This window comes from Aequorivita lipolytica, from assembly GCF_007997135.1.
GTDB lineage: Bacteria > Bacteroidota > Bacteroidia > Flavobacteriales > Flavobacteriaceae > Aequorivita > Aequorivita lipolytica.
The window spans coordinates 58749-85634 of sequence record NZ_VORU01000002.1; the positions used below are offsets into that span (position 1 = coordinate 58749).

The following is a 26886-nucleotide window of genomic DNA, read 5'->3' on the forward strand; positions in this document are numbered from 1 at the left end:
TCCTTCACCTAGGCGTCGGAGATTGATGGTTCTCCTTCGCTAAAGCTTTAGGGAACGTGGGCAAAAATAGCAATATTATTTGGTTTGCAGCAGCTTAATATTACCATTGATGGATTCTGCTTCAACAAAGAATTTTCCATCTGAAAAAAGTTCATTTTCCACAATTCCAAGCTCTGAAATGGCCTTTCCCGAAACACTAGTCTCCGCAAAAACTGTTATGTTTCCAGCAGCGGTTTTAAGATGGGCATTACCGCTAAAATCGTTTAAAACACAGCTTCCGTTCTCTAGTGAAACAGCTAGATTTTTAATAGCTCCAGTGGTTTCCAACGATGCTAGTACAGATTTAATTTCAATTGACATTGTTTTGGGAATTACTATCTCCATTTCCACAGCCATAACTTTATGCGCGGCGAGTTTGTCGTTTTCCAAAATAATAAAGGGAATAAATCCAGTCTTTAATTCAAGCGTTTCTTCAGAAATTTTTTCTTCAATAATCATACTTTCAGAATGTTCTCCGGAAACGTGTACTAAAACTTTAAGATTCTTTTCTTCGGATGAGTAAATTGTAATTTTATAGATGGCATTATCCACTATTGAAAGTGTATGGATTTCTTCAGAAGAAAATTCTTTTTGTATAAGTTTTTGGGCCACACAGAGAAAATTTCCGAAGAAAAGAAAAGCAATTATGAAGCTGTTTTTTAGCATAAAAAAAGCCCCGATACAGGAAAGGGGCCATTGTTTTAAATTCCCTTTCGGGAAATATTAGATAAAATTATTTCTGCAAGTTCTTTGCCTCAATGCTCAAAGTAGCGTGTGGCACAAGTTTTAAGCGTTCCTTATTAATGAGTTTACCGGTTACGCGGCAAAGACCATAGGTTTTGTTCTCAATACGTACCAAAGCATTTTTAAGGTCGCGGATAAATTTTTCCTGACGAATAGCCAATTGGGAATTTGCCTCTTTGCTCATCACCTCGCTACCTTCATCGAATGCCTTGAAAGTTGGCGAAGTATCATCGGTACCGTTGTTGCTGTCGTTTTTATAGGAACTTTGGATCAACTCCAATTGTTCACTGGCCTTTTTTATTTTATCGTTTAAAAGGGTTCTAAATTCTTCCAGCTCGGCATCTGAATATCTGGTTCTTTCTGTATCTGTCATAATCTAATGTTTTTTAATGCTTATACGTGTTTCAATATCGTCGAATGCAATTTCTGTTCCTTGTTCAATCTGTGGCTGAAACTGCAAAACTTCCGTTAATGTTTCTTCTTTTATATAATTTAGGTTTTTGCTTACCGCCTCTTCCAGTTTTTCGTTTTTCTGAATGCTAACCTCAACCCTATCCGTTACTTCAAAACCGCTATCTTTTCTCAGATTTTGGATTCTATTTACTAGCTCTCGGGCTATTCCCTCGTTTCTCAAATCGGGCGTTATTGTAACATCCAGTGCAACGGTAACTCCATTTGCATTTGCAACCAACCACCCTTCAATATCTTGTGAGCTTATTATTACGTCTGCGAGTGCCAAAATAGTACTTTTTTCATTAATAAAAACTGATATTTCCCCGTCTTTTTCCAAAACGGCAATTTGTTTTTGGTCAAAATCTGAAATGGCTGCTGCCACTGCTTTCATGTCTTTTCCAAATCGTGGGCCTAGTGCCTTGAAATCAGGTTTTATCTGTTTTACCAACATGCCCGAACCTTCATCAATCAGTTCTATTTCCTTTACGTTAACTTCACTTTTAATTAAATCTGAAACTGCCAGGATTTCTTCTTTTTCTGAATCCTCCAAAACAGGAATCATTATTTTTTGAAGCGGTTGGCGCACTTTTATCTTCTCTCTCTGTCGTAACGAAAGCACAAGTGATGATATTGTTTGCGCTTTCTGCATTTTGTGTTCCAACTTTTTATCAATAAACGAAATATCAGCTATTGGAAAATCGGTTAAATGTACCGACACTTCGGCTGCGCTCAGTGCAGGTGCTTTTTTATCTTTCGCAATTCCCTTCGTTAAGTCTATGTAAAGCCTATCCATAAAGAACGGAGCTACCGGAGCTCCCAATTTCGCTACGGTTTCCAAACAAGTATAAAGTGTTTGGTAGGCCGAAATTTTATCGTCATTATAACTACCTTTCCAGAATCTTCTTCGGCTTAAGCGCACAAACCAATTGCTCAAATTTTCTTGAACAAATTCTGAAATTACTCGAGTGGCCTTCGTGGGTTCGTAATCTGCATAATACTCATCCACTTTTTGAATAAGTGTATGCAATTCTGAAAGTATCCAGCGGTCAATTTCGGGACGCTTTTCCAGCGGAAGGTCTTTTTCAAGATACTCAAAATTATCGAGATTAGCGTAAAGGCTGAAAAAACTGTACGTATTGTAAAGTGTTCCAAAAAATTTATTGCGCACTTCTGAAATACCGTCCTGATCAAATTTCAAATTGTCCCAAGGATTGGCATTGCTTATCATATACCAACGCGTAGCATCGGGGCCAAAAACATCCAAGGTTTCAAAAGGATCTACAGCATTCCCGAGACGCTTGCTCATTTTCTGTCCGTTTTTGTCTAAAACCAGTCCATTTGAAACTACATTTTTATAGGCAACGTCATCAAAAATCATGGTCGCTATTGCGTGCAATGTGTAAAACCAGCCACGGGTTTGGTCAACGCCTTCAGCTATAAAGTCTGCTTGACGCCACGTATTTTCTACCTTTTCTTTATTTTCGAAAGGATAATGCCATTGCGCATACGGCATGCTTCCGCTGTCGAACCAAACATCTATCAAATCTGCTTCTCGCATCATTGGTTTCCCACTTGGCGAAACAAGGGTTATTCCATCAACTATATTTTTATGAAGATCCACTTTAGCGTAGTTTTCTTCGGAAAAATCGCCAGGTTTAAAACCTTCAAAAATATCCTTCTCCATCAAACCTGCGGCGACAGCTTTCTGCATTTCTGCTTTCAACTCTTCAATAGAACCGACTATAATTTCTTCCTTTCCATCCTCGGTTCTCCAAATTGGCAACGGAATTCCCCAGTAGCGCGAACGCGAAAGATTCCAATCGTTTGCATTGGCTAGCCAATTGCCAAAACGGCCTTCGCCGGTTGCTTTTGGTTTCCAGTTAATTTCTTTGTTAAGCTCAAACATTCTATCGCGGAAATCGGTCACTTTTATAAACCAGGAATCAAGCGGATAGTACAAAATGGGTTTATCGGTTCGCCAACAATTGGGGTAGCTGTGAACGTATTTTTCAACTTTGAAAGCCTTGTTTTCAGTCTTCAATTTTATGGCAAGCTCAACATCCACAGATTTCTCTGGAACATCGGCATCGTCGTAATATTCGTTTTTTACATATTTACCCGCGAGCTCCTTCATTTCTGGACGGAATTTTCCCTGTAAATCTACTAACGGAACCAGATTTCCGTTGTCGTCCATTACCAGCAGTGGCGGAATTTCTGGAGTTGCCTCCTTCGCAACTTTTGCATCGTCTGCACCAAAAGTTGGCGCTGTGTGGACTATTCCGGTTCCGTCTTCAGTGGTTACAAAATCGCCAGCTATAATTCTGAAAGCGTTTTCGGGATTATCGTGTGGTTTTGCATAATCCAGCAACTGTTCGTAACGGATTCCTAATAAATCTGCCCCTTTAAATTCCTTTGCTATAAAGTATGGAATCAATTTATCGCCCTGAGTGAAAGACTCTAAAGATTCCTCATTTGGCTTCTCTTCGAATTTATTTGCAAATTGTTCCGCGACCAAATTCTTCGCCAACACAACGTTTATGGGTTGAAAAGTGTATTGGTTGAAAGTTTTCACCAAAACATAATCAATTTTTGCACCAACGGTCAAAGCGGTATTGCTCGGTAGCGTCCAAGGCGTAGTTGTCCACGCAAGAAACCAAATGTTATTCGATTCTTCAGCAAGAAAATCTGGCAAAGTCTCTGCCATCGCCCTAAACTGGGCAACTACAGTTGTATCTGTAATATCTTGATAGGTTCCAGGCTGATTGAGCTCGTGAGAACTTAAGCCTGTTCCCGCTTTTGGGGAGTAGGGCTGAATAGTGTACCCTTTGTATATTAAATTCTTGTTGTAAATTTCTTTTAAAAGCCACCAAACGGTTTCCATATATTTGGGCTCGTAGGTAACGTATGGATCGCTCATATCTACCCAATAGCCGTAACTTTCGGTCACCTTATTCCACACGTCGGTATAACGCATCACTGCTTTTTTACAGGCTGCGTTGTAATCTTCAACCGAAATTTTTTTGCCAATGTCTTCTTTAGTTATTCCGAGTTCTTTTTCAACACCAAGTTCAATTGGTAAACCGTGGGTATCCCAACCTGCTTTTCGGTCAACTTTAAAACCTTTTTGAGTTTTGTAACGGCAGAAAATATCTTTTATAGCACGTGCCATAACGTGGTGGATTCCCGGTAGTCCGTTGGCCGATGGCGGTCCTTCAAAAAACACGAACGGCTTCGCCCCTTCGCGTATGGAAATACTCTGCTCAAAGATGTTTTCTTCTTTCCAGAAATCGAGTATTTCTTCCGCCATTTTAGGGAGGTCTAGCCCTTTGTATTCTTTAAATTTCTTGCTCATAGTTTGGGTATAACAATAAAGTGTGCAAAAGTAAGGTTTTTTGGAGAAAAAGAGCATCGCTCTTCAACATGAGTTTGCGAAGAAAACATAGTATCTTCACCTGAACTTGTTTTATAAAAAAAGGCTACCTCAAATTTGAGGTAACCTTTATAAAATGCTGTTTAAAAATTACTTTATTGTTTGGTAAATCTTAATTCTTCAGTGTAAACAGAATTGTCGCCGTTTGGTTCTGTAGTTGTTTCGGACAAACTAATTGTAAAACCTGTAGGATTAAAGTTGCTAACTTTATAAGTTGAACCGTCTATTGTCAATTCTGCGGTGGCAGCATTTGCCGAATATCCACTCGTTTCGTTATCAATATCAACAATGTATGTTTCTGTATTACTTTGACTACCTTGGGTTACAGTTTCTGTAATTCTGTAAGTTCCATCGATGGTAACGGTATTGTTAGAAGCAAAAACACTGCTAACGTTAAAAGTATCTCCAATAGAGCTAGTAGTTGTAACCACATCAAATCCACTTACATTCACGGTCTCAACTTCTCTGCTTTCGAAAAAAGTAATTTTGTAGGTGCCTGTAAGATTATCTTTAGTATACTCGTATGGAGCAGGACCATTATCATCATCTTTGCTACAGCCAATAGCCGCAATAGTAAGGACAAAAAGGAAAATTAATTTTGCAAATTTCATAATGTTAGGTTTTTTAAATTTTCGGCGAATATAGCACGATTTTTAATAGTAACATTCAAACGAGTCTTTTATTATGTTTTTGAATAAACATAACACCACATTCTTCCTTCTTTGAATTGATTTCGTTGTGGTTACGCTCTTCTTTCAAAATTTTATACCACTGAATAAAAACTTCATATTTATTTTTGAAATTTTTGATTTCTAAGGTATTTCAGCGCATAATCTTGGAGTATCTATATATTTGTGCTTAATCTTTTAAGGGTTTATGCCTAAAACTGTATCATAATTTTGATTACATCGTTTTTTACCTCAAATTTGATATCCATTTTGCGAATAAAAAATTAATTCACTAATGAAAAAAATATTCCTATTTCTTCTCCTCGCCACAATTTCATTTTCTTCCGTTCAATCACAAATTCTTGACCCAGTACAATGGTCGACAAGCGTTAAAAAAATATCGGAAACAGAGTACGATTTAATTTCGAAAGCGTCCATTGATACTAATTGGCATTTGTACTCTCAATCAGTTCCGGAAGATGGCCCATTGCCAACAGTATTTACTTTTGAAGAAAATAGCGCTTATAAAGCAATCGGGAAAATAAAGGAAAGTAAAGGTATTACTGAAATGGATCCCGTATTTGATATGGTAATCACCTTTTTCTCCAATACGGCAACTTTTACAAAACGAATAAAATTAACAGGCGATAAAGGAACCACTATAAAAGGCGAAGTAGAATTTATGGTCTGCGATGATACCCGTTGCTTGCCACCAAACTATGTAGATTTAGTTTTCAAAATACCCGCACCACAAAAAACTGAAGTGGCAATAACTCCAGAAAATACTGAAACTTCTGAAGCAACCAGTGAAGTTGTTGCAGAAAACAAAGAGGTTGATTCTGTGAAAGTAGAAGCAACCGAGGTTGTAAAAGACACGGTTCAAAATTCTTCGGAAATTTCCGAATCCGCAGTTGAACAAAACAAAAAGCAAGATAAAAAAGGGTTGTGGACCATCTTTATTTTGGCTTTTGGAGCAGGTTTTATTGCGTTGCTAACACCTTGCGTTTTTCCAATGATACCAATGACTGTTAGCTTTTTTACAAAGCAGAGTAAAACGCGTGCAACTGGAATTAGAAATGCAATTATTTACGGTGTTGCCATCATTCTAATTTACATTTTTTTAGGCGCCATTGTAACTTGGATATTTGGTGCAGATGCGCTTAATGCCCTCTCAACCAATGTGTGGTTCAATATAATTTTCTTCCTGCTTTTGGTAATATTTGCACTTTCATTTTTGGGAGCTTTTGAAATTATGCTGCCAAATTCCTGGGCAAACAAAGTAGATAAACAGGCAGATCGCGGCGGATTGATAGGCATTTTCTTTATGGCTTTGGCATTAGCGATTGTTTCATTTTCTTGTACGGGACCAATTGTGGGAACGCTTTTAGTTGAAGCAGCTTCAAAAGGCGGTATCGCTCCTTTTGTAGGTATGTTTGGGTTTTCACTCGCATTGGCATTACCTTTTGGGTTGTTTGCAGCATTCCCGGGATGGATGAATTCGCTACCAAAATCTGGCGGATGGTTAAACACCGTAAAAGTGTTTTTAGGATTTTTAGAACTTGCTTTAGCTTTCAAATTTCTATCAAATGCAGATTTGGTACTTCAGCTTCACTGGCTTGAAAGAGAAGTTTTCTTAGCAATCTGGATTGCTATTTTTGGAACTTTGGCGCTCTATCTCTTCGGAAAAATCAAGTTGCCACACGACTCGCCACTTTCGCATATTTCCGTAGGAAGATTGAGTCTTGGGCTTATAGTTTTATCATTTACAATTTACATGATTCCAGGATTATGGGGCGCGCCCTTAAAATTAATTAGCGGCTTCCCACCAGCAATGAATTATAGCGAAGCCCCATACGGTGTAGGCTACACAAAATTAGGCAGTGGCGGAAGCACCTCAACTGATGAAGAATTTCCTGAAGGAGCCTATCTAGGACCACACGATATTATTTCATTTCACGATTATGAAACAGGTTTAGCTTACGCAAAAAAAGTAGGAAAACCTGTTCTTATTGATTTTACCGGCCACGCCTGCGTAAACTGCCGAAAAATGGAAGAGCGCGTGTGGAGCGAACCAAAAATACTGAATCTGCTTAAAGAAGATATCGTACTGATTTCACTTTATGTGGATGATAAGCGGCCGTTGCCCGAAGGCGAAGAAGTAACCTCAAAAATTTCTGGAAAAAAACTACGATATATCGGCCAAAAATGGAGCGAGTTCCAAATTTTGAAATATAAAGCAAACGCTCAACCTTTCTACGTTTTAATGGGTCACGACGAAGAAAATCTAATAAAACCTGTGGGCTATACCCCAGATACTGAAGAATATTACGATTGGCTTCAAAAAGGGGTTGGCGCATTCAAAAAATAAAGATTTAAGTTGCTTGTTTTGGGAAGCATTCATTAATTTTAAGTAATTTTTAAAAAGACAAATGATGATTACTTCGGAAGAAAAAGTAAAGACCAGCTCCTTGGAAAAGTATTTTGAACCTTTCCGAAACAACATTGTGGGCATCAATCAAGAATTTGATTCTCCCTTCGGAAGAAAAAAAATTATCTATACCGATTGGACCGCGAGCGGCAGATTATACGCTCCAATCGAAGAAAAAATGCTGAAGGATTTTGGTCCTTTCGTCGCCAATACACACACCGAAACATCGGTGACCGGAACGGCAATGACAAAAGCCTATCACGAGGCTAGGGAAATTATAAAAAAGCATGTTAATGCCAACGGGAATGACGTGCTTATTACCTGCGAGAGCGGAATGACTGGCGTTATAAATAAGTTTCAGCGTATCCTCGGATTAAAAATTCCTGAAAATATTAAGCCTTACACAAAAATCCCAGATGCGATAAGACCTGTGGTTTTCGTGACACATATGGAGCACCATAGTAACCAAACTTCATGGCTTGAAACAATTGGGACAGTCGTTGTAATTCCACCCAATGACGATGTTTTGGTTTGCATGAAAACATTTGCAGAAACCGTTGAAAAATATAAAGACCATCCCATAAAAATTGCAGCGGTTACTAGCTGTTCCAACGTAACAGGGATTCAAACGCCGTATCACGAAATAGCGAAACTGATGCACAAAAATGGCGGACTTTGTTTTGTAGATTTCGCCTGTTCTGCGCCTTATGTTTCAATAGATATGCACCCAAAAGAGGAAGGTGCATATTTGGATGCTATCTTTTTTTCGCCCCATAAATTTTTGGGCGGGCCGGGTTCGAGCGGTGTTCTTGTTTTCAATAACAATCTTTATAAAAATACAGTCCCGGACAATCCCGGAGGCGGAACCGTTTCGTGGACTAATCCTTGGGGAAACCACAAATATATTGATGATATTGAAACTCGTGAGGACGGCGGAACACCCGGTTTTCTTCAAACTATTCGCACGGCGCTATCCATTCGTTTAAAAGAAAAAATGGGAATTGAAAATATTTTGAAACGCGAACACGAGCTTTTAGATATTATTTTCGACAAACTTTGTAATGTTCCCAACCTTAAAATTCTGGCACCCCAAACAAAAGATAGATTGGCGGTATTAAGTTTTTATATTGACGACTTGCACTTCAATTTGGGTGTAAAATTGCTCAATGATCGCTTCGGAATACAAACCCGCGGCGGATGTTCCTGTGCGGGAACCTATGGACACTATTTACTTCACGTTGACCAAGAAACCTCAAACAATATTACTTGCGAAATTAATGATGGGGATTTAACCCACAAACCAGGTTGGATACGCATGTCTATTCACCCAACCACCACAAATGCCGAAGTGGAATTTGTTTGTGATTCCATAAAACAATTGGCTGAAAATTTTTCGGAATGGAGTAAAGAATATAAGTACAATTCCAAAACTAATGAATTTTTCCACCAAGATGAAAAGGAGGATAACATGATGGAAACATGGTTTACTTTTTAATAAAGATTGGGCTCTAATTAACTCTTCAATAATTTGAAAAAACTTTTACTTCTAATGTTATTTTTTCCTTTTTTTAGTTCCGCACAGGAATATGTGGATATTTTAAGAATTGGTTACGGGCAAACATTTAATAATAATTTTGAAGGGACTGATAGCAGTACTTTTGTGAAATTTTTAGATGCCGGATTTACATTCCCGATTGTTATTAATGAAAAGCAAGCATTAATAACAGGAGCAGATTTCAGCAGAAATAACCTTCAGCTTTTCCCTGATGCTGAATATACAAGCCTTTTCAGTACAAACTTGAAGTTGGGACTGGCTTCCACTTGGTCAGAAAAATGGAGCTCAACAATTGTTTTACTTCCGAAAATTGCTTCCGATTACAAGAATATCTCAAATGATGATTTTTACTCTGGGGGTTTCGCTTTATTGAAATTTCAGAAAAATAAAAATCTTAAATATCGTTTTGGTGTTTACGCATCGCAGGAAGCATTCGGGCTTTTTACCACGCCTATTTTGGGCTGGTATTATTTGAGTCCGAATAAGCGGTTTGAGATGGATATGAGTTTACCAATTTCTGCAGATGTAAGTTATAAACTTGGAATTACAACTGTAGGTGTTGATTACTTCGGAATTGGGCGTAGTTATAACGTTCATTATGAAAATCGGCCCACACTGTATGCAGACCTCAGCTCTTTGGAATTTGCAGGCTATTTGCAATTCAATGCTTTGGATGAAAGTGTTTTGTTGCGAGCAAAATTAGGCTACTCCAGCAATAATTATGAAATGTATGCCGAAGGCGAAAAATTAGATTTGGGCGTTTCAGCTTTCAGTTTTGGCGACGATCGCACCCAGCTGAATCCTTCACTCAACGGAGGTGTTTTTCTGAAATTTGAAGCAATCTATAGGTTTCATATAAAGGAAACCTCGAAATCTCAAGAACCTTCCCAATAGCTATTGGGACAAATTAAGTTCCGAAAAAAAATTCTATCTTTAATTTATGGAAAAAACCTGTCCGGAATGTGGTGATAAATTAATTGGGCGCGCTGACAAAAAATTTTGTAGCGATGCTTGTCGCAATGCGCACAATAATTCGCTTAATAAGGATAATAAAAATCTGGTTCGGAATATTAATAATCGTCTTCGGAAAAACTATCGAATTCTTGAAAAACTAAACACTGAAGACAAAACGAAAACCACTAAAGACAAACTTCTGCGAGCAGGTTTCAGTTTTGATTATTTCACCGGAATTTATACCACAAAATCAGGTTCTACCTACTTCTATCTATACGATCAAGGGTATCTTCCGCTAGACAATGATTTTTATCTTTTAGTGAAAAAAGATCTTAAATAATTCTTGAAAATGAACAATTATTCCGCATTTGGGTGATTTCATGTTGAAATTTGGCAAAGTATTAAACATAATCTAACAGTCCTTTAACCTCCAACCCTTCGTTTATAGGATACCTTTGAGTTTCAAACAAAAAAACCTAAATATGAAAACGAAAGGACTTTTAACAATGATGATACTGTTTTTTAGTATCTCCATTTTTGCGCAAAACGCAGACGACAAAAAAATTATTAAAGATGCTGAAAATGCAAAAGCAGCTTTTCTCGAAGCAAATTCAAACATGCAAGGCTATTTTGATGATGCCAAAGCATACGCTATTTTTCCCAATGTTGGAAAAGGAGCGATAATAATTGGTGCAGCTTCCGGTAACGGTGCAGTTTATGAGAGAGGCGTATTAGTTGGAATGGCAAACTTGAAACAATTAGACATAGGTGCCCAAATAGGCGGAAAAGCTTTTAGCGAAGTTATTTTCTTTAAAACAGATAAGGCCGTACAGGAATTTATGGATGATGATTTCAGTTTTGGTTCAAATGTTTCAGCAGTAGCTGTAAATCAAGCACCACCTTCATTTAATATTACTTATACTGATGGTGTAGCAGTGTTCTCATTGCCCAAAGAAGGTTTGATGGCTGAAGTATCAGTTGGCGGACAGAGATTTGATTTTGAAGATTTTGACTAATTAAATTTTTCAAATATCTTTTTTTATAACAGTAAAACTGTTTAAGCTACTTAAAATAGCTTAAACAGTTTTTTATTTTAGGGGGTTGCCTCGGTTAAAACAGTCATCAACAATTCTAATTTAATACCTTTGAAAAAAGATTGATTGACCCAAAATGACACTCGAAAAAAATCTTAAGGAACGTATCAAAGAGCTTACTTGTCTGTATGAAGTATCTTCAATTATTGTAAATAACGATTATAAGGAACTGGACAAAACTCTTTATTCTGTTACACTAAGCCTTCGCAAATCCTTACAATACAGCAAGAATGCTACTGTACCTGCCAGCGTATTTATTCAAAACTATCCAAACATGCTTCGAGAAGTTCCAATTCTAAAAAATCGTGTTCGGAAGTTAAATGATGCGTGAAAAATAGCATGTTTATTTTTTCACCGACAAATTTTTCACCCCACAATTCTTGAAAAATAATTAGAAAGGCATCCTCAAGTCTATCTTGACTAACTCGTTTTAAATTTTAAGGAAGAAGAAGTAACAAATCAAAAATATCTTTTTCGGGATCCCAAGCTGTTACAGTAAAGCGCACGTCTTTTGGCCAAATGCTGAAATCATCAAAGTCAAAAGGATGGGATAAAAGTTTTGCGTCAACTTTAAATTCAGCTTGTTTAAATGCTTCGATTTCCCATTGAGATAGTGAAGGTGCGGCATCAACCAATCTATTTACGTACATAAAAAGATCCCTATTTGCGTTGCAGGAAATTGTCAATTTATACTTGCCTTTATTCTTCTTTTTGTTGAAATCGAGAATTATTTCCAGTCCCGAATGATAAGAATCCAACAGTGAAAATAAATAGTTATAAGGCTCGTGAATCTTTTCGGTATTGGGCAAATTCAAGTTGAAACGGAGTGTTTCTTCGTAGTTTTCAAATTCAGCCCAAAACTCTTTTGCAGTCATAATTACAACTTTAAGAGACTATACTTTGAAGTATAAAAACATTTCTTTCCTATAAATTTAAGAAACAGATTTGAATATAAATGTTCTTCAGAAAAATATTCGACTATCTACATTTAATTGATTTGCAATAGAAAAGCTTTTTTTAAAGCGCAAGTATCACCAAAATAGCACTCACCGAAATAAATATCCACAAAGAAAAACCTAGAATCATCGGTTTCCAACCGGCAGATTTTATTTTTTCCATAGAAAGTCCAGCACCGATTAAGAAGAGTGTAAGCACCAATAATGATTTCGAAACACTTGTAATTCCGCTAGTTAAAAATTGAGGAATTGGCAAGTAGCTATTCAGAATAATTGCCAATATGAAAAGGAAGATGAAATATGGAATTTTCACACTTTTCCCTTTTCCTTTAAATAGAAAAACGGAAAGTAAAGAAAGTGGAATAATCCAGAGTGCTCTAGCGAGTTTTACGGTTGTAGCCACCTTTAAAGCTTCTTCGCCAAAAGTGTAAGCCGCGCCAACTACCGAACTGGTATCGTGAATGGCAATGGCGCACCAAAGTCCAAATTGATGCTGGCTAAGTCCAAACAAATGCCCGAGCGGTGGAAAAACAATTAGCGCAATTGAGTTTAGTAAAAAGATTACGCCAAGCGATATTGAAATATCTTTTTCAGAAGCATTGATAATAGGTGAAACGGCTGCAATGGCACTACCCCCACAAATAGCAGTTCCCGAAGAAATAAGATGGCTGCTTTTTCGATTCATTTTTAGAAGTTTTCCCAAAAAATATCCAAGTATCAGCGTTGCGGAAATTGAAAAGACCGTAAGCAAAAAGCCATCTTTTCCAGCGGTTAAGGTTTCTTTTAAATTCATTCCAAAACCCAAACCAACAACTGCAATTTTCAGCAACCAGTTTACCGCTTGGCTATTTAGCGTAATAAATGGATGCCCAAAAAAATAGGAAAATAAAAATCCACCGACTAAAGCTATAGGACTGTTAACATAGCCCAAAATACAGAGTACCATACAAAGCACAAATAGTACTTTTACAATCGTTTCATTGCGTTTAGCCCATTCTTTCATTTGCTTTTATCCTCTTCTTCAGAATTGCTTTTTCCAGTTTCAGTCTCAACTTTGTTGTCTTTGAAAACTATAGTGCGGTGCGGATATGCCAAATCTATCCCTTCTTTATCGAAACGGTTTTTGACACTTTCCAATAAATCGCAGCGCATATTAAAAGAGTCCTCATAATTTCGTGCCCAACACCAGGCTCTTACAGTTAGCGTAGATTCGTTGATTGAAACTAATGCTGTGCGCACCATTTGGCTCCCATCCAGAATATCTATGTCCGAACGATTATCAATAATTAGCGGGTGTGCTTCACATTCCTCTTTCATTATTTTTTTAGCCAAATCTAGATTGCTTTCGTAAGAAATTTCAAATTCGATGCGTTCGCAAATTTTTAAATCGAAGAGATTATAATTAATGAGTTTTTCCTTATTAATAATGGCATTGGGAATAACAATCATTTTGTTATCAAAATTACGAAGCACGGTATGCCTCAAAGTAATATCTACCACTGTGCCTACCATAGTGTCGGTAACTTTTATAATGTCGCCTATTTTGAAGGGTTTAAAGGAAATTATAAAAACGCCTCCAACTAAATTAGCCAAAGCTTCCTGAGATGCCACACCAGCAATCAATGCTATTACACCAGCTCCTCCTAAAGCTGTTTGTGCAACTCCTTTTAAGGAAGGAAAGGCAAGAAGTGCAATTAATACTCCAATTAAATAAACTGCAAATACCGCTATATAACGTAAAAATTTGAAGGCAGTTGGATCCTCCTTATCGTTTATTTTACGTTTAATACTTTTTTTAAACCAGAAGTGAACTGAAGAAGCAATTACAATGGTAATCACCGATACAACACCTAAATACAATACTACTTGGAAATCGTGTTTAAACTTCTGGTACGCATCTTCAAAAAACAAAAAAATTAGGGCCATCAATCCCATTACTAGCCAGAGTGAATTTAAAATTCGCTTTACCAAGGTTATCGCCGTCGGCTGAATTCCAGGAACCCGCTTTTGTCCTCTTAGAACTAACCACCTATGGAAGAGGTTTGTTGCGATTCGTAATAATACAACTGCCAATATAACTCCCAATGAGTAGAAAAGTTCAGTTTTATATGTTTCTAAAAATTCAATCATAGTATTTTATATTATCAGAAATTCTGAGAATTCGTATATTTAGTTATGGGCTGAATATCTTTCTTCTTTTCCCGTATTAAATAAATGCCCCATAAGATAAGCAATCCGCCAATTACATACCATAGACTAAATTTTTCTCCATCCAATAAGCCCCAAATTACGGCTACCACTGGCAATAAATACGTAACCGTACTTGCAAAAACTGCGGAAGTCTTTTGAATTAATTTATAATACAAAATCATTGCAATTGCGGTACCAAAAACAGTCAAAATACTTAAGTAGCCCAATGCCTCCCAAGTTTCGGCTTTGGCGGTAAAATCACTAAAAAATCCAGAGAGATACAATATGATTAAAGAAGGAATCATCCAGACTGAAAACACCGCTCCCGAAAGTTGAACAGAAGGCACGTGCTGTAGTTTTTCTTTTATAATAAGACCTGCAACGGCGTAACAGGCGGTGGCCAAAACTACCAAAAGTGCGTACCCAAGTTTTGATTCTTCGGAAGTGGTTTCAGAAAAGTACATTAATATTGCCGCACCAGCAAAACCAATTATAGCTCCCAAAACTTGCAGCCATTTGCTTTTAATTCCGAAGAGAAAATATCCTAAAACTAATATAAAAACGGGAACCAAAGAATCCAAAATACCCGCCATCGAACTACTTACGCGCGTTTGAGCAATGGGAAAAAGGTACATAGGAAGAAAATTTCCGAAGAAACCTGTTAAAGCAACCCAAAATAAAGTCTTCTTTTTCATTTTGCGGAGCACCGGAAAACCAATATAACCTAATAGTAAACCCGATATACCAACTCGAAACGCACCAATTTCATAGGGCGAGAAAACCAATAGCGATTTTTTTATTAAAATGAAGGAGCTGCCCCAAGTGATAGCTATAATGATTAGTAGAAACCACTTGTTTTCGAAAACTTTTGCCATAGGCCAACAAAGATAAAAGCAATTGCGGTCTGCAATTGCTTTTTACAGAAATTTCTAAAGCTCTTTTACAAATTGAGTGTTGGTCAAAACCACAATCCACAAAAATAAATTGGCCGTTAGTCTATCACAATCAAACGGGATTGTTTTTCTGAGGTTGTGGTTTATTGCTTTTGAAATTTTTTGGAAGCTTCCAGATTGTAAACTGAAACCACTTTGTTTGCACTTTTGAGCCCGCGTATTTCGTAATTCGCCATATAGTACCCATTGCGAATATTGCAATTTTTCCCTTTAGGTTGAAAATTTTTAATGTATCCAAATTAGACAATGGATAACTAAATAAAGAATTCACTAATAATATCAATGATGAGTATTGGCAAATAATGGATTCCTGATATACCCTTAATCTGAAATTTTATTAACTTTATTGTAATTAAGCTTTTTAATAAAGTAACGCAAAAAATAATTGAGGATTTTTTAATCCTTAAAACCTCAAAACTCGAAAAAATTAAAAAATTTATTTGGAGATATTTTCCTTATAATTAATTATAGTTTTAGCAGAAACTAATAAAATCCAGTCATTAATGGTAAAACCATTTCTTTTCTTTTTACTTTCTTTCCTGTTGATAACGAGCTTCAATGCTCAAACCCCTGTTCAATCTACAGACGAAATAAAAGTCAGTATTGAGTTAAAAAACCCTTCGTCTGAGATTAATAATGGAACGGCACAATTACTGGTAGATGGAGGTAATCCGCCGTATCGCTATAAATGGACCGATCCCAGCACTTCCTTAAATTCCAACCGCGCGATAGGTTTAATAGAAGGAATGGAACACTCGGTAACCATTACTGATTCAAACGGAAATAGTGTTTCAAAATCATTCATTATTCCTGCGGAATCTATAGTCGAGGTTTTCAATAGTAATGTTCAACCAGCGGTGGATTTTCTCGGTGCTATTTTATTTTGGGATCCTTTTGCCTCCTCAGGAATTTACGATCCAGTAGTCTATATTTCCAAAGAAGACATCCCACTTCCACAATCCAATAAAACTCAACAACAATATCGTCTAAAAAAATGGCTATTGGCAGACAGGGAGTTGGTGAAAAAAGATCAAGAAATTGCACTCCTTGAAAATGATAATGAAGAAATAATAATATACGCGCAAAATGATGGGAGACTTAAATATTTATTAGAAGAAGGAACTCTTATTACATCAACTTCAGAAGAAGCAATAGTGGATGATAAGGTTTTGCTTGGCGTTATTCAGTTTAACAGTCTGAGGCCATCACTATATCCTAACGGCGATGTAGTAACAAGTACCATCCCTTTTATCGTTATTTGGTTAATTTTAGGCAGTATCTTCTTCACTTTTCGTTTAAAATTTGTGAATATCCGCGGCTTTAAGCACTCAATAGAATTAGCAAGGGGAAAATATGATGATCCCAATGCCCCTGGAAGTATAACCCACTTTCAGGCAATGGCAACAGCAGTATCTGCCACGGTAGGATTAGGAAATATTGCCGGAGTTGCCGTAGCAATTTCTTTGGGAGGTGCGGGGGCTACGTTTTGGATGTTTTTGGCTGGTTTTTTCGGGATGTCTTTAAAATTTGCCGAATGTAGCATGGGAGTGAAATATCGTTTTATTGATTCCGAAGGGCGAATTTTTGGAGGACCGATGAATTATTTACGCTATGGTCTTGAAAAAAGAAATCTCAAAACTTTAGGAAAATTTCTAGCAGCATTTTTTGCAATTTTAGGAGTAGGAGCTTCTTTTGGAGGTGGCAATATGCTTCAATCAAACCAAGCATTTAAGATAGTCTCAGAACAAATTCCGATCCTTCAAGGGCAAGGTTTTTGGTTTGGTGTTGGTTTTGCAATACTTGTTGGAATAGTAATTATTGGCGGAATAAAAAGTATCGCAAAGGTTACCGAAAAAGTCGTACCCGTTATGGCCATATTATATGTTGTGGGTTGTTTGGTCGTTATTGGGTCTAATATTGGCGGAATTGGCAACGCTTTTTTAGCGATTTATGATGGTGCTTTTTCTGCCGATGCACTAAAAGGTGGGTTTATTGGTGTACTAATCGTCGGGCTACAGCGTGCTGCTTTTTCTAGTGAAGCAGGAGTGGGATCGGCAGCAATTGCTCATAGTGCCTCCAAGACAAACCATCCAATTGCCGATGGCTTTACGTCCTTAGTTGAACCTTTTATCGATACCATGGTAGTGTGCACCATGACTGCTTTAGTATTGATCTTTACCGGAAAACACCAAGTAGGTGGGGAAATGGGAGGGGTAGAACTTACTGCTGACGCGTTTGGAAGTGTAATTTCATGGTTCCCAGTAGTTTTGGCCATCGCAGTGTTTTTATTTGCGTTCTCCACTATGGTTTCTTGGTCTTACTACGGAATGCGCTCCTGGACATATTTGTTTGGGAGAAGTAAGAAAGGCGAATTGCTGTATAAAATAATGTATTTATGCTTTGTAGTTTTAGGTGCTTCAGTGAGTCTGGGAGCCGTACTAAGTTTTGCCGATATGATGATATTAGCAATGTCTTTTCCAAACATTATAGGGTTATACATTCTCTCACCCGAGATATACGCAGATATGAATATTTATTGGGAAAAATTGAAAAAAGGAAAACTATACATTAGCGCAAAGTTTGCCAAGACTTGATGCCAGATCTTACATTAGAGGAGACAGCTGTCCAAAAGGTCTGGAATAAAAAACTTACTCTATAAAATGGATTAACCTTTTAATTTAATTTTTAAAGTTTTATTGGATTCCAAATAAAACTGACAATCCTTAAAAGTAGGAGCTGCAAATCTTGGGCGAAAGTTATTTGAAAACCCATAAGGTTCTGTGGGAATACCTAAGAAGTTCCGATTACATTCCCCGTCTGCATTTTCATCGTGATACATTGAAATAGCATAAGTGCCTTTCGGCAAATCTTCAATTATTACAGTTTCTGAGCCTGACTTCACCTTAACCGAAATGGTTTTAAGTGCTTGCCCTTCTTCCAAAAAACGCTCTCCGCTATTAAAAAGCCCAATTTCCAAAGTTCCTTTTACAGTTTCAATATTGGTTATATTTATTGTTAGAGTATGGGTATCATTAGATGGACCGACACTTAGGAAGTAAAAGATGAATAGTATAAAGTTCACAGTTTGCGAATTAAGTTAATAATCTTCTATATTTAATCAAAATAAACTGCCTCAAAAACAGCTAACGGGGATCTGCGGCCCATATTCAACGAAAGTGTATCGCCATTAATAGTGTAATTATCCGCCAGTTCAAAAAACTTTAAAAATTCTGCTTCGTTAAAATTCACATCTGGGCAGGCCATCATTGTAGTAGCCATTTGCGAAAAACGAATTCTATTGCCCTCTTCCAAGGTATAGCTTCCTGAAAACGTGTTGCAACCAGCAAAGCCGCTTACTCGATTTTCATCGGTCTTCAACATAAAGTAGGTTTCCTTTTGTTGGTTTTTTGCCATTTTTACTTCCTGTCCTTCCGAACTTTTCAGCTTCCAATATTTTTCGGTAATGGGTTCAGAAAGTTTATTCGCCTTTTTGAAAACTGCCAATGGCGCGCGTTTCCCAACATTTATTGATAATGTATTTCCATCAATAGTATAGTTGTCTGCCAATTCAAAAATCTTCAAGAATTCAGATTCGTTGAAGGCAAGATCTGGACAAGCCATTCGTGTAGAACCCAAAGCAGAAAATTTTATACGATTACCGGCTTCTAAAGCATAGCTTCCGAAAAAATTATTGCATCCGGTGTTTCCTGTAATCTTATTATCATTTTCACTTAAAGAGAAGCCTATTTCCTGTAGGCGATTTACAGAAGTTGAAACATTTTTACCTTCAAGCGTTTCTAATTTCCAATATACTTCTGTGATTGAATTTGCCGAAGCGTCTGCGTTATCCATCGCTTCATTTTGTTTTGTCGTGCCACAACTATAAATTGTGAATGCAGTTAAAGCGATTGTGATAAGTTGTAATTTCATTAATATATTATATTTATTTGCAAAAGTCTATCAATTTTAAATTAGCTGAAAACTACTGTTTTAATTTCATAAAATCCTTACTAAAAAGATAAATTAAAGGGAAGTCTTCACCACCGTTTCATCATTAAGCACAAAGCAAGCCATGAATAGGAATATACTGAAAGCATTGATATTTTGGGACAATTTAGATTTTCCGAAAAAACAAATGTGCCAGCAAAATCAAGACAGATAGTATGAGTCCGAGTATAGAAACACCTGTCCAACCATAATGTTGCCAAGCCAAAGCACCCAAAGTTGTACCAAGCGCCCCACCAATGAAAAATGAAACCATATAAACGGTATTAATCCTGTTTCTTCCTTGGGGATTTTTTGAGAAAATAATATTTTGATTGGTAATGTGAAGCGCTTGCAAACCAAGATCTACCAAAATTACTCCAACCACCAGTCCAAAAATTGAATTTCCCGAAACAAGAAAAATAGCCCATGAAACAATTAGAAGAATCGCAGAGAAAATGATAATTCTGTTTTTGTTCAGCTTATCGCTTAATTTCCCGACAACTGTTGCTCCCAATGCCCCGGCAATTCCCAGGAGTCCGAATAGTCCCGTAATAGTACTTCCATAACCAAAACTGTCTTCCATCAAAAAGACCAGAGTAGTCCACAAAGCACTCAAGCCGGCAAAAGCTAAGGCTCCGCGAAGTGAAGCAAGCCGCAATGCAGGTTCTGTTTTGAAGTAATGAAAAATGGATTTCAATAAACTCCCGTAACTCCCGGGAAAGTGTGGGTTCAATCGAGGCAATTTTACCTGCAGAATGAAAAACAACAGTATCATCAAAACAGCTGCGGCATAGTAGATAACTCGCCAGCCAAACTGTTCGCCCACAAAACCACTTATTACCCTACTTCCTAAAATTCCTATTAGGAGACCGCTCATCACGATTCCGATGGCGCGACCCCTTCCCTTTTCATCACTGAGCTGCGCAGCCATCGGTACAAAAAGTTGTGGAATGGAGGAAGTAAAACCAATAAAAAAGCTACTGATTATAAGTAATAGCAAACTGTTAGCAGTTGCCGCCGCTATTAGGGAAAGAACCATCACTAAAAAATCCAGTTTTAATATGCGGTGGTTCGAAATCTTGTCGCCAAGTGGAATAATAAACAACAGCCCAAAAGCATAACCCAGCTGGGTGCTCAGCGCTACGTTGCTAACTTCTGCTTCCGTAACGCCATAATCAGTGGCAATTTGATGCAGTAAAGGCTGGTTGTAGTAGAGGTTTGCTACTACAAGACCAGCCGAAATGCTCATTAGGTATAATACTGAATTGGTGAGTTTGGGAGTCATTGATACGTTTCAGGATTATGCAAAAAGTAAATTCCCAAATAAATTATAGTTAGTTGGAATCATCCCGATCGGCCTCTTGTTTTTCAATTCTTTCATTCTCTTTCTCAACATAGCGTTTATGAGCCATGGAAGCCACAAAATTCTGTTTACGGGAATATAAATTTTTAATTACATCCGCCTTTCCGTAAACCGTAATTACATCTTTTGGAAGAATATAAATACTACCCGTGGGCGAACCAATATAATCGCAATCAACGCGATCTATCCCCAAAATGGTAATTCCTTCGTGACGCAAATCCAGTTCTTTTAAAGTTTTGTTCGCCATCCAGTTATCTTCTTCCACTTTTTTCTCGCTAATTCTATAGTTATCTTTTAAGTGAAGAACAGCTGCATAATCCTGGATTTCTAAGTCTGTGTATTTTTTCAGCATTCTATTTATAAGTTTGGATAATGCCTTGTCTACCCATTTACTTTTTACTGCCCAATAAACTAAACTCAAGCCAACAACCACGATTACTAAACCGTACAATTTAGAAGATAAAGTATCTGGCAATACAAAGGTTAAAATCAACGATGACATAACCGTTACAAACCCTGCATTTCCTACTAGCATTAGGTGAAACACTATTTTCCGACGTACAGGATGATTCATGACTTTTTCAGATTCTGACGTGGTAAAACCAGCACCAGTATATGCTGAACGTGCTTGAAATCTAGCACTCTGTGTAGATAGCCCCGTGTGCATTAATGCAATGGTGGCAATTTTTGTAATTAATGCTGAAAGCGCTACTACTAAAAATAAGGTTACTGCTGCAATCATATACGTTCAAAATTAAGAAGAAATAGACACAGCAGCTATTCTTTATAAAAATATTATGGTTTCTGAAAAATTGTGACTTGGATGAAACTAAAGAAATAAAGCGATTTTTGGGCTACATTCAAATTCACATTACAAAAATTTATAACTTGTTCCGCTCTATTAAAGCTGATAATTCTACAATTCAAATTTTTTATATGAAAACGCTATCCTTAAAAACCATTGCCTTCGTTTTTGCATTTTTCCTTTTCAATTCAATTGTAAAAGCACAGGTTTTAAGCAGTTCCCAAATTGATAATTTGGTTCAGAAAACAATGAAAACCTTCGACGTACCGGGAATGGCAGTGGCTGTTCTAAAAGACGGCAAGATTTATCATAAAAATACTTATGGCGTTCGTTCACAAAAGACAAATGCCGAAGTAAATGAAAATACCCTTTTCGGGGTAGCCTCAAACACGAAGGCTTTTACAACCGCCGCGCTCGCACAGTTAATAGACCAAAAAAAATTGGATTGGGATACAAAAGTAACAGACATAATTCCTGAATTTAAACTTAACGACGCATACGTTACAGCTCAATTTACAGTACGCGATTTAGTAACCCACCGCAGTGGTTTGGGTCTTGGCGCGGGCGATTTAATGATTTTTCCCGCAAACAATACAACCACTAAAGCCGAAATGATCCACAACCTTCGTTATCTAAAACCTGTGTCGTCTTTCCGCTCAAAGTTTGATTATGACAATCTGCTTTATATTGTGGCTGGCGAAATTGTAGCGAGAATTTCAGGAGTGGATTATGACGATTATATTGCAAACAATTTCTTCAAACCTTTGCAGATGAAGCGATCTTTGCTTTCCATTCCAGCAATAGCGGCAGATAATAACAGAATTGATGGTCACGCTCCGGTAAATGGAAAACTGGAAATAACGGGTAACACCTTTACGCAACTTGCCACGCCCGCCGGTGGCATATATGCTTCAATTAATGATATGAGCACTTGGGTACAAGCGCAATTAGATGAAGGAAAATATGGTGAAAAATTGAAGGATAGTCTTTTCAGCAAAAAGGCCCAACGCGAAATGTGGACGCCCCAAACCCTTTTAAGAAGTGGCAAAGGCCCGTACAACACCCATTTTTCCGCTTATGGCTTAGGTTGGTTTTTGAGCGATGTTAGTGGTTATTTTCAAGTAACGCACACAGGAGGTCTGCTTGGTATTGTGAGCCAAGTAACGATAATTCCAGAGCTTGAACTTGGCATTATCGTGCTTACCAACCAGCAAAGTGGTGCGGCTTTTAGTGCAATTACCAATTCTATAAAAGATGGCTATTTCGAAATAAAAGGCGAAGATAGAATTCAGCAATATAACGAACGTCGTTTGGCTGGCGAACGTGAAGAAGATAGCATTTCTAAAAAAATAGCAGCAGATTTAAAAACACAGCTAAAAAGTAAAGCTTCAAAACCAAACCCAGCAATTGTAATAGGAAACTACAAAGATTCTTGGTTTGGAAAAGTAGCCATCAGTGACCAAAATGGAAGTCTTCGCTTTAAGGCAGAAAAATCTTTGGACTTAATTGGGACAATGACTTTTTACAAGGGAACAACTTATGTGGTACGCTGGGATGATGCTTCGCTTAAAGCAGATGCTTTTGTAAACTTTTCGTTAGATACCGAAGGAATGGCAAACGGTTTTACAATGAGCCCTATTTCACCTTTGACAGATTTCAGTTATAATTATCAGGATTTGGAGTTTGGGAGAGTGAAATAGCTAAGTCAGAAATTAATGAAAAAAAAGAGTTGTTTTTATCTCAGTTAGTTACCTGCTGGCTTTTCCGCCTGTTTCTTCAAATTCAGATAATATTCTTTTGTTTCCTTGTTGAATTTCTCAATTGCGTATCGAAGTGTAATTCTTGGCATTTCAGTTGCGTGTTTGTCAAGGAATTTTTTTAGCTTTTCTTCATTTCGCTTTCCGGCTTCCCTTATCCAACTTCCTACAGCTTTTTGAACATATTCGTCTGTATCGTGAACTAGAATTTCGGCAATTTTGAATGTATCTTCTATTTCGTTTTTTCTGATAAAATAATAAGTACTTACAATTGCCGTTCTTCGTTCCATTGGATTTTTAGATTTTGCTAAATCGTATAATGGATTTTTGTCCTTGTCATACAAATATCCGCCAACCACATAAGGTGCTGCCCTGTCTACCAAACCCCAACTATTAATCCATTTATGATTATCAATATACGCTCGGTATGTATCTTTCTTTTCTTCTACTGAAATTTTCTTATTTCGGGCTTTCCAATCTAAAATAGATACTGCTCCAAGTCGATGATTGTCATTTTTATCTTTGAGCAATTTTACAACCTCAAATACTGGAATTTGCTGATATTCTTTTGCTAATGAAAATATTTCCCTTTTCGGAATTTCTCCCGAATAATCTTGACCGATTATTTTTAAAGTTTCAATAAATTCTTTAGCATTCATTTGTTTTTATTCTTTAGAATTTAAATTTAGTACACTAAATCATAAATCAAATTGCAATAAGCCACTAAAAATGCAATGTTCTTTTTTCAGCTTGCGGGTAACTTATTTATATCTCCAACTCTATCGGTTTTATGCATTAAATAAATTTGGCTATGCCCCAGGTTTGAGCGTTTTAGGTAACATGTTTTTCAAATATAAAGAAAAACCACTATTTCCGGCATCGCTTCCTTCAGCGTTTCTAACTTTACACTCAGCAGTTTGTTTCCTAAACCCACTCAATAATGAACGTTCTCAGAAACAGAGTAGGCACTATTTAATAATTCGTGTATTCGTGGTTTCTCTTTTTCTTTAAATGTCAAAAAAAATTAAAGAAACTATCAGTCTTCTTAGCTAAATTTATTAATTTCATAGGTATAAAACTCAGTCCTTATGAAAACTACAAAAAGACTGGATGCTGCATTGGAAAAACTTTACAATGCTTTTCACAATGACACTTTAAATCCGGAATGTTGTAACCATTGCGCAGTAGGAAATATTTGCAACAATACCGATAGTTGGAAATACCTTAGCGATGATCACGGTTCGCTGCAATTGAACTATGTTGGGATAATCCATCAAAATCTGGGACGCAGGTTTTACGGCTATTCCCCGCTGGAACTTTTAAATATAGAAGCTGAATTTTTAAAAGGTTGTGGGTATATTTTGCCCTTAAATTTCAGAAATGCGAAACCAAAACATCCAACTTCCAAAGAAACTCTCTTCAACGGTCTTTGCGGTGCTGTTGCGCTTTTATGTTCTCTTGACGGAGTACAAAATGTAATGGATTATTATCCGCTATTTCAAAAAGAAACGGAAGTGTCTATTTTGGAAAATTCACAATAAAAAACCTCTACTATCGGCTTCGCCAATAAAAGAGGTTTAATAACAATATTTCTTTTTTCCAATTAAATTTTCAAGTCACCCTGTTCGCCCAAATCTGGCTCATTGCCAGTTATGGCACCTTGAGCCATTTTTAATAGGGAAAGTACTTTACCATTTTTGGTATCCCAATAATGGGCATCGTCTGGCACTACCTTAATGGCGGTAATCATCGGGTCATCTTCTCCTTCAAACCAAGCATCATCGCCACTGCCATATAGCTCCTTGATTCTATTGCGATCAGTGCTTATGTGTGCACGGCCATAAATGCTCAAAAACTCAAAGTTTCCTTTGTCTGCATAAATGAGGTGCGTTCTATTTTCTTTTTCAATATTTTGATTGTGTGTGCTAGTTTTATTGCTGAGAAACCAAATATTTCCATCGTGATCCACTTCTTTCGTACTCATTGGAATCACGTGGAAAGGTTGGCTCTTCAAATCGGTAGCCATCATTGTAAAGTCAATAGACTCTGCAAGTTCTTTAATTTTCTCTCTTGCTTCTTTACTGTAAAGATTTTTTGTGCTCATAGTTTTTTATTTTCAAGATAGGAAACTATCTACTTCTTACGTTTTAAGGAAATCATAAAGTTTATCGATACGAAAAAAGAGTGAATAAAATAATTTCGGTATAATCTGTACGGTTTGGAAATTTACTTTCCCGTGTAGGCAATCCGCCAAATATGATGGGTGGTATCATCGGTAATGAGCATAGCTCCATCTGGCAATACTACTGCGCCTACAGGTCTTCCGCGCACCTCATCCTTGTTTGGATCAACAATGAAACCCGTAAGAAAATCCGATGGTTTGCCGGCTGGTTTGCCGTTTTCAAAAGGAATAAAAACCACGCGATAGCCCGAAAGAATATCACGATTCCAAGAACCATGCTGTACTACAAAGGCTCCGTTTTTATACTTTTTCGGAAAAGAATCAGCGGTATAAAAGACCAATCCCAAGGAGGCCGTGTGCGAGCCAAGATCAACATCGGGCACGATAGCTTCCTTCAACCTAACGTTTGGCGGAATGGGCACACGCGGATCATAATGGTTGCCCCAATACGTATAGGGCCAGCCGTAATAGCCGTCTTGTTTTACAGAAGTTAAATAGTCCGGAACTAGATTGTCTCCCAATTCATCCCGCTCATTCACAGAGGTCCAAAGAGTTTTTGTGGTTGGTTCCCAATCCATTCCCACGGGATTTCTTAAACCGGAAGCATACACTTGAAGGTCGCTACCATCGGGATTCATCTCTAGAATATTGGCGCGCATCACTTCATGTTCCATTCCTTTTTCACCAATATTATCGCCGCTGCCAACGGCAATATATATTTTGGAATTATCGGCATTGGCAATAATATTGCGCGTCCAGTGTCTATTTACTTTCCCCGCAGGAAGATCCGCAATCTTTTTTCCCATCACGGTAATTTCTGTTTGTCCGGCCTTGTAAGGATAACGCAATACGGCATCGGTATTTGCAACATACAACCAATCGCCAATAACCAGCATTCCGAAAGGCTGCTTAAGACCTTCTTTTTTTGTGAGCAGCGTTTTTCGCAAATCGGGCATTCCATCGTTATTTGTGTCACGAAGTAAAGTAATAACATCAGCACTGTTTTTTAAATTGTTGGAACCGCCTGCACCAATAATTGTAGCGCCAATTTGTTTTGGAATGCTGTAATTGCTATTGCTTTCAGCTATCAAAACATCGCCGTTTGGAGTAACGTACATCCAACGTGGATTTTCAAAACCATCTGCATATTTTGTTACAACAAATCCTTCGGGAGCTTTTGGCGTTTCCCCGTCATTCCAACCAATAACGTTGGAATAATTTGAATTCGATTTTGTTGCAAATGGCTCGGGCAACTCTTTTCCATCTTTAACCTGTGAAAAAAGTGAAAGCGGAACAGCAATTAAAAATAGAAAATACGTTTTCATAAT

At 37.4% G+C, this 26886-nt stretch carries 24 protein-coding genes; 9 read left to right on the top strand and 15 right to left on the bottom strand.

What is annotated here, in order from left to right; all coding sequences use genetic code 11:
• Window positions 1-75: 75 nt before the first annotated feature.
• The 4 genes from ESV24_RS02735 to ESV24_RS02750 all read right to left on the bottom strand — a co-directional run bounded on the left by ESV24_RS02735 (window position 76) and on the right by ESV24_RS02750 (window position 5277).
• Window positions 76-651: a DUF4097 family beta strand repeat-containing protein gene (locus ESV24_RS02735; RefSeq protein ID WP_146743132.1), complete on the bottom strand. Its 576-nt coding sequence runs from the start codon at window positions 649-651 to the stop codon at window positions 76-78.
• 121 nt (window positions 652-772) lie between these two features.
• A complete protein-coding gene (locus tag ESV24_RS02740; protein ID WP_111815095.1) occupies window positions 773-1156 on the bottom strand; it encodes a TraR/DksA family transcriptional regulator in 384 nt (127 codons plus the stop codon).
• A gap of 3 nt (window positions 1157-1159) precedes the next feature.
• Window positions 1160-4588: an isoleucine--tRNA ligase gene (ileS, locus tag ESV24_RS02745; protein WP_111815097.1), complete on the bottom strand. Its 3429-nt coding sequence runs from the start codon at window positions 4586-4588 to the stop codon at window positions 1160-1162.
• Between the two features lie 173 nt (window positions 4589-4761).
• Window positions 4762-5277, bottom strand: a complete 516-nt coding sequence (locus ESV24_RS02750) for a hypothetical protein (RefSeq protein ID WP_111815099.1) — start codon at window positions 5275-5277, stop codon at window positions 4762-4764.
• 352 nt (window positions 5278-5629) lie between these two features.
• On the opposite strand from ESV24_RS02750, the gene ESV24_RS02755 reads away from it, so the two are divergent.
• From ESV24_RS02755 to ESV24_RS15430, 6 genes are all read left to right on the top strand, one after another.
• Window positions 5630-7702 carry a protein-disulfide reductase DsbD family protein gene (locus ESV24_RS02755; protein ID WP_111815101.1) on the top strand — a complete coding sequence of 691 codons (2073 nt, stop codon included), beginning with the start codon at window positions 5630-5632 and terminating at the stop codon, window positions 7700-7702.
• Window positions 7703-7766: 64 nt separating this feature from the next.
• On the top strand, window positions 7767-9257 hold the full coding sequence (locus tag ESV24_RS02760; protein WP_111815103.1) for an aminotransferase class V-fold PLP-dependent enzyme: 1491 nt from the start codon (window positions 7767-7769) through the stop codon (window positions 9255-9257).
• Window positions 9258-9290: 33 nt separating this feature from the next.
• Complete coding sequence (locus ESV24_RS02765) at window positions 9291-10211, top strand: DUF6268 family outer membrane beta-barrel protein (RefSeq protein ID WP_170227855.1); 921 nt, start codon at window positions 9291-9293, stop codon at window positions 10209-10211.
• 46 nt (window positions 10212-10257) lie between these two features.
• Window positions 10258-10611 carry a DNA gyrase inhibitor YacG gene (locus tag ESV24_RS02770; protein WP_111815107.1) on the top strand — a complete coding sequence of 118 codons (354 nt, stop codon included), beginning with the start codon at window positions 10258-10260 and terminating at the stop codon, window positions 10609-10611.
• 142 nt (window positions 10612-10753) lie between these two features.
• Window positions 10754-11287, top strand: coding sequence for a lipid-binding SYLF domain-containing protein (locus ESV24_RS02775; RefSeq protein ID WP_111815109.1), 534 nt, complete (start codon window positions 10754-10756; stop codon window positions 11285-11287).
• Window positions 11288-11441: 154 nt separating this feature from the next.
• The gene (locus tag ESV24_RS15430; protein ID WP_200829513.1) at window positions 11442-11696 is read left to right on the top strand and encodes a hypothetical protein; all 255 of its coding nucleotides are present in this window, start codon (window positions 11442-11444) and stop codon (window positions 11694-11696) included.
• Between the two features lie 106 nt (window positions 11697-11802).
• Here ESV24_RS15430 and ESV24_RS02785 read toward each other — a convergent pair whose 3' ends face one another.
• The 4 genes from ESV24_RS02785 to ESV24_RS02800 form a co-directional block, all read right to left on the bottom strand.
• On the bottom strand, window positions 11803-12240 hold the full coding sequence (locus ESV24_RS02785) for a hypothetical protein (RefSeq protein ID WP_111815111.1): 438 nt from the start codon (window positions 12238-12240) through the stop codon (window positions 11803-11805).
• 142 nt (window positions 12241-12382) lie between these two features.
• Complete coding sequence (locus ESV24_RS02790) at window positions 12383-13324, bottom strand: YeiH family protein (RefSeq protein ID WP_111815113.1); 942 nt, start codon at window positions 13322-13324, stop codon at window positions 12383-12385.
• Window positions 13321-14451: a mechanosensitive ion channel family protein gene (locus ESV24_RS02795; RefSeq protein WP_111815115.1), complete on the bottom strand. Its 1131-nt coding sequence runs from the start codon at window positions 14449-14451 to the stop codon at window positions 13321-13323. The genes ESV24_RS02790 and ESV24_RS02795 overlap by 4 nt, the downstream gene beginning before the upstream one ends.
• 14 nt (window positions 14452-14465) lie before the next feature.
• Window positions 14466-15386, bottom strand: coding sequence for a DMT family transporter (locus tag ESV24_RS02800; RefSeq protein WP_111815117.1), 921 nt, complete (start codon window positions 15384-15386; stop codon window positions 14466-14468).
• Between the two features lie 581 nt (window positions 15387-15967).
• On the opposite strand from ESV24_RS02800, the gene ESV24_RS02805 reads away from it, so the two are divergent.
• Entirely contained in the window at window positions 15968-18058 is a 2091-nt protein-coding gene (locus ESV24_RS02805) for an amino acid carrier protein (RefSeq protein WP_111815120.1), read from the top strand.
• Window positions 18059-18129: 71 nt separating this feature from the next.
• Here ESV24_RS02805 and ESV24_RS02810 read toward each other — a convergent pair whose 3' ends face one another.
• From ESV24_RS02810 to ESV24_RS02825, 4 genes are all read right to left on the bottom strand, one after another.
• Window positions 18130-18546, bottom strand: a complete 417-nt coding sequence (locus ESV24_RS02810) for a DUF2141 domain-containing protein (RefSeq protein WP_111815122.1) — start codon at window positions 18544-18546, stop codon at window positions 18130-18132.
• A 32-nt stretch (window positions 18547-18578) separates the two neighbouring features.
• Entirely contained in the window at window positions 18579-19394 is an 816-nt protein-coding gene (locus tag ESV24_RS02815; RefSeq protein ID WP_111815124.1) for an META domain-containing protein, read from the bottom strand.
• Window positions 19395-19578: 184 nt separating this feature from the next.
• The gene (locus ESV24_RS02820) at window positions 19579-20736 is read right to left on the bottom strand and encodes an MFS transporter (protein WP_111815125.1); all 1158 of its coding nucleotides are present in this window, start codon (window positions 20734-20736) and stop codon (window positions 19579-19581) included.
• A 49-nt stretch (window positions 20737-20785) separates the two neighbouring features.
• Window positions 20786-21556 (bottom strand): TrkA C-terminal domain-containing protein, encoded by a 771-nt coding sequence (locus ESV24_RS02825; protein WP_111815127.1) that lies wholly within the window; start codon window positions 21554-21556, stop codon window positions 20786-20788.
• Between the two features lie 194 nt (window positions 21557-21750).
• Between ESV24_RS02825 and ESV24_RS02830 the strand changes: the two genes are divergently transcribed.
• On the top strand, window positions 21751-23319 hold the full coding sequence (locus ESV24_RS02830; RefSeq protein WP_111815495.1) for a serine hydrolase: 1569 nt from the start codon (window positions 21751-21753) through the stop codon (window positions 23317-23319).
• Window positions 23320-23363: 44 nt separating this feature from the next.
• Here ESV24_RS02830 and ESV24_RS02835 read toward each other — a convergent pair whose 3' ends face one another.
• Entirely contained in the window at window positions 23364-24035 is a 672-nt protein-coding gene (locus ESV24_RS02835) for a DNA alkylation repair protein (RefSeq protein ID WP_111815129.1), read from the bottom strand.
• 429 nt (window positions 24036-24464) lie between these two features.
• Between ESV24_RS02835 and ESV24_RS02840 the strand changes: the two genes are divergently transcribed.
• Window positions 24465-24917: a Na(+)-translocating NADH-quinone reductase subunit F gene (locus ESV24_RS02840; RefSeq protein WP_111815131.1), complete on the top strand. Its 453-nt coding sequence runs from the start codon at window positions 24465-24467 to the stop codon at window positions 24915-24917.
• 62 nt (window positions 24918-24979) lie between these two features.
• On the opposite strand, the gene ESV24_RS02845 is transcribed toward ESV24_RS02840, so the two are convergent.
• Together ESV24_RS02845 and ESV24_RS02850 are read right to left on the bottom strand one after the other, a co-directional pair.
• Complete coding sequence (locus ESV24_RS02845; protein ID WP_111815133.1) at window positions 24980-25480, bottom strand: pyridoxamine 5'-phosphate oxidase family protein; 501 nt, start codon at window positions 25478-25480, stop codon at window positions 24980-24982.
• Window positions 25481-25602: 122 nt separating this feature from the next.
• Window positions 25603-26883 carry a PQQ-dependent sugar dehydrogenase gene (locus ESV24_RS02850; protein ID WP_111815135.1) on the bottom strand — a complete coding sequence of 427 codons (1281 nt, stop codon included), beginning with the start codon at window positions 26881-26883 and terminating at the stop codon, window positions 25603-25605.
• Window positions 26884-26886 lie beyond the last annotated feature (3 nt).

Excerpts from the sequence above, each read along its gene's own strand:
- ESV24_RS02850 (WP_111815135.1), bottom strand. The coding sequence starts at position 26,883 with ATGAAAACGTATTTTCTATTTTTAATTGCTGTTCCGCTTTCACTTTTT.
- ESV24_RS02790 (WP_111815113.1), bottom strand. The coding sequence starts at position 13,324 with ATGAAAGAATGGGCTAAACGCAATGAAACGATTGTAAAAGTACTATTT.
- ESV24_RS02830 (WP_111815495.1), top strand. The coding sequence starts at position 21,751 with ATGAAAACGCTATCCTTAAAAACCATTGCCTTCGTTTTTGCATTTTTC.
- ESV24_RS02785 (WP_111815111.1), bottom strand. The coding sequence starts at position 12,240 with ATGACTGCAAAAGAGTTTTGGGCTGAATTTGAAAACTACGAAGAAACA.
- ESV24_RS02840 (WP_111815131.1), top strand. The coding sequence starts at position 24,465 with ATGAAAACTACAAAAAGACTGGATGCTGCATTGGAAAAACTTTACAAT.
- ESV24_RS02820 (WP_111815125.1), bottom strand. The coding sequence starts at position 20,736 with ATGACTCCCAAACTCACCAATTCAGTATTATACCTAATGAGCATTTCG.
- ESV24_RS02825 (WP_111815127.1), bottom strand. The coding sequence starts at position 21,556 with ATGATTGCAGCAGTAACCTTATTTTTAGTAGTAGCGCTTTCAGCATTA.
- ESV24_RS02755 (WP_111815101.1), top strand. The coding sequence starts at position 5,630 with ATGAAAAAAATATTCCTATTTCTTCTCCTCGCCACAATTTCATTTTCT.
- ESV24_RS02845 (WP_111815133.1), bottom strand. The coding sequence starts at position 25,480 with ATGAGCACAAAAAATCTTTACAGTAAAGAAGCAAGAGAGAAAATTAAA.
- ileS (WP_111815097.1), bottom strand. The coding sequence starts at position 4,588 with ATGAGCAAGAAATTTAAAGAATACAAAGGGCTAGACCTCCCTAAAATG.
- ESV24_RS02760 (WP_111815103.1), top strand. The coding sequence starts at position 7,767 with ATGATTACTTCGGAAGAAAAAGTAAAGACCAGCTCCTTGGAAAAGTAT.
- ESV24_RS02815 (WP_111815124.1), bottom strand. The coding sequence starts at position 19,394 with ATGAAATTACAACTTATCACAATCGCTTTAACTGCATTCACAATTTAT.
- ESV24_RS15430 (WP_200829513.1), top strand. The coding sequence starts at position 11,442 with ATGACACTCGAAAAAAATCTTAAGGAACGTATCAAAGAGCTTACTTGT.
- ESV24_RS02795 (WP_111815115.1), bottom strand. The coding sequence starts at position 14,451 with ATGATTGAATTTTTAGAAACATATAAAACTGAACTTTTCTACTCATTG.
- ESV24_RS02800 (WP_111815117.1), bottom strand. The coding sequence starts at position 15,386 with ATGGCAAAAGTTTTCGAAAACAAGTGGTTTCTACTAATCATTATAGCT.
- ESV24_RS02740 (WP_111815095.1), bottom strand. The coding sequence starts at position 1,156 with ATGACAGATACAGAAAGAACCAGATATTCAGATGCCGAGCTGGAAGAA.
- ESV24_RS02775 (WP_111815109.1), top strand. The coding sequence starts at position 10,754 with ATGAAAACGAAAGGACTTTTAACAATGATGATACTGTTTTTTAGTATC.
- ESV24_RS02770 (WP_111815107.1), top strand. The coding sequence starts at position 10,258 with ATGGAAAAAACCTGTCCGGAATGTGGTGATAAATTAATTGGGCGCGCT.
- ESV24_RS02805 (WP_111815120.1), top strand. The coding sequence starts at position 15,968 with ATGGTAAAACCATTTCTTTTCTTTTTACTTTCTTTCCTGTTGATAACG.
- ESV24_RS02835 (WP_111815129.1), bottom strand. The coding sequence starts at position 24,035 with ATGAATGCTAAAGAATTTATTGAAACTTTAAAAATAATCGGTCAAGAT.
- ESV24_RS02750 (WP_111815099.1), bottom strand. The coding sequence starts at position 5,277 with ATGAAATTTGCAAAATTAATTTTCCTTTTTGTCCTTACTATTGCGGCT.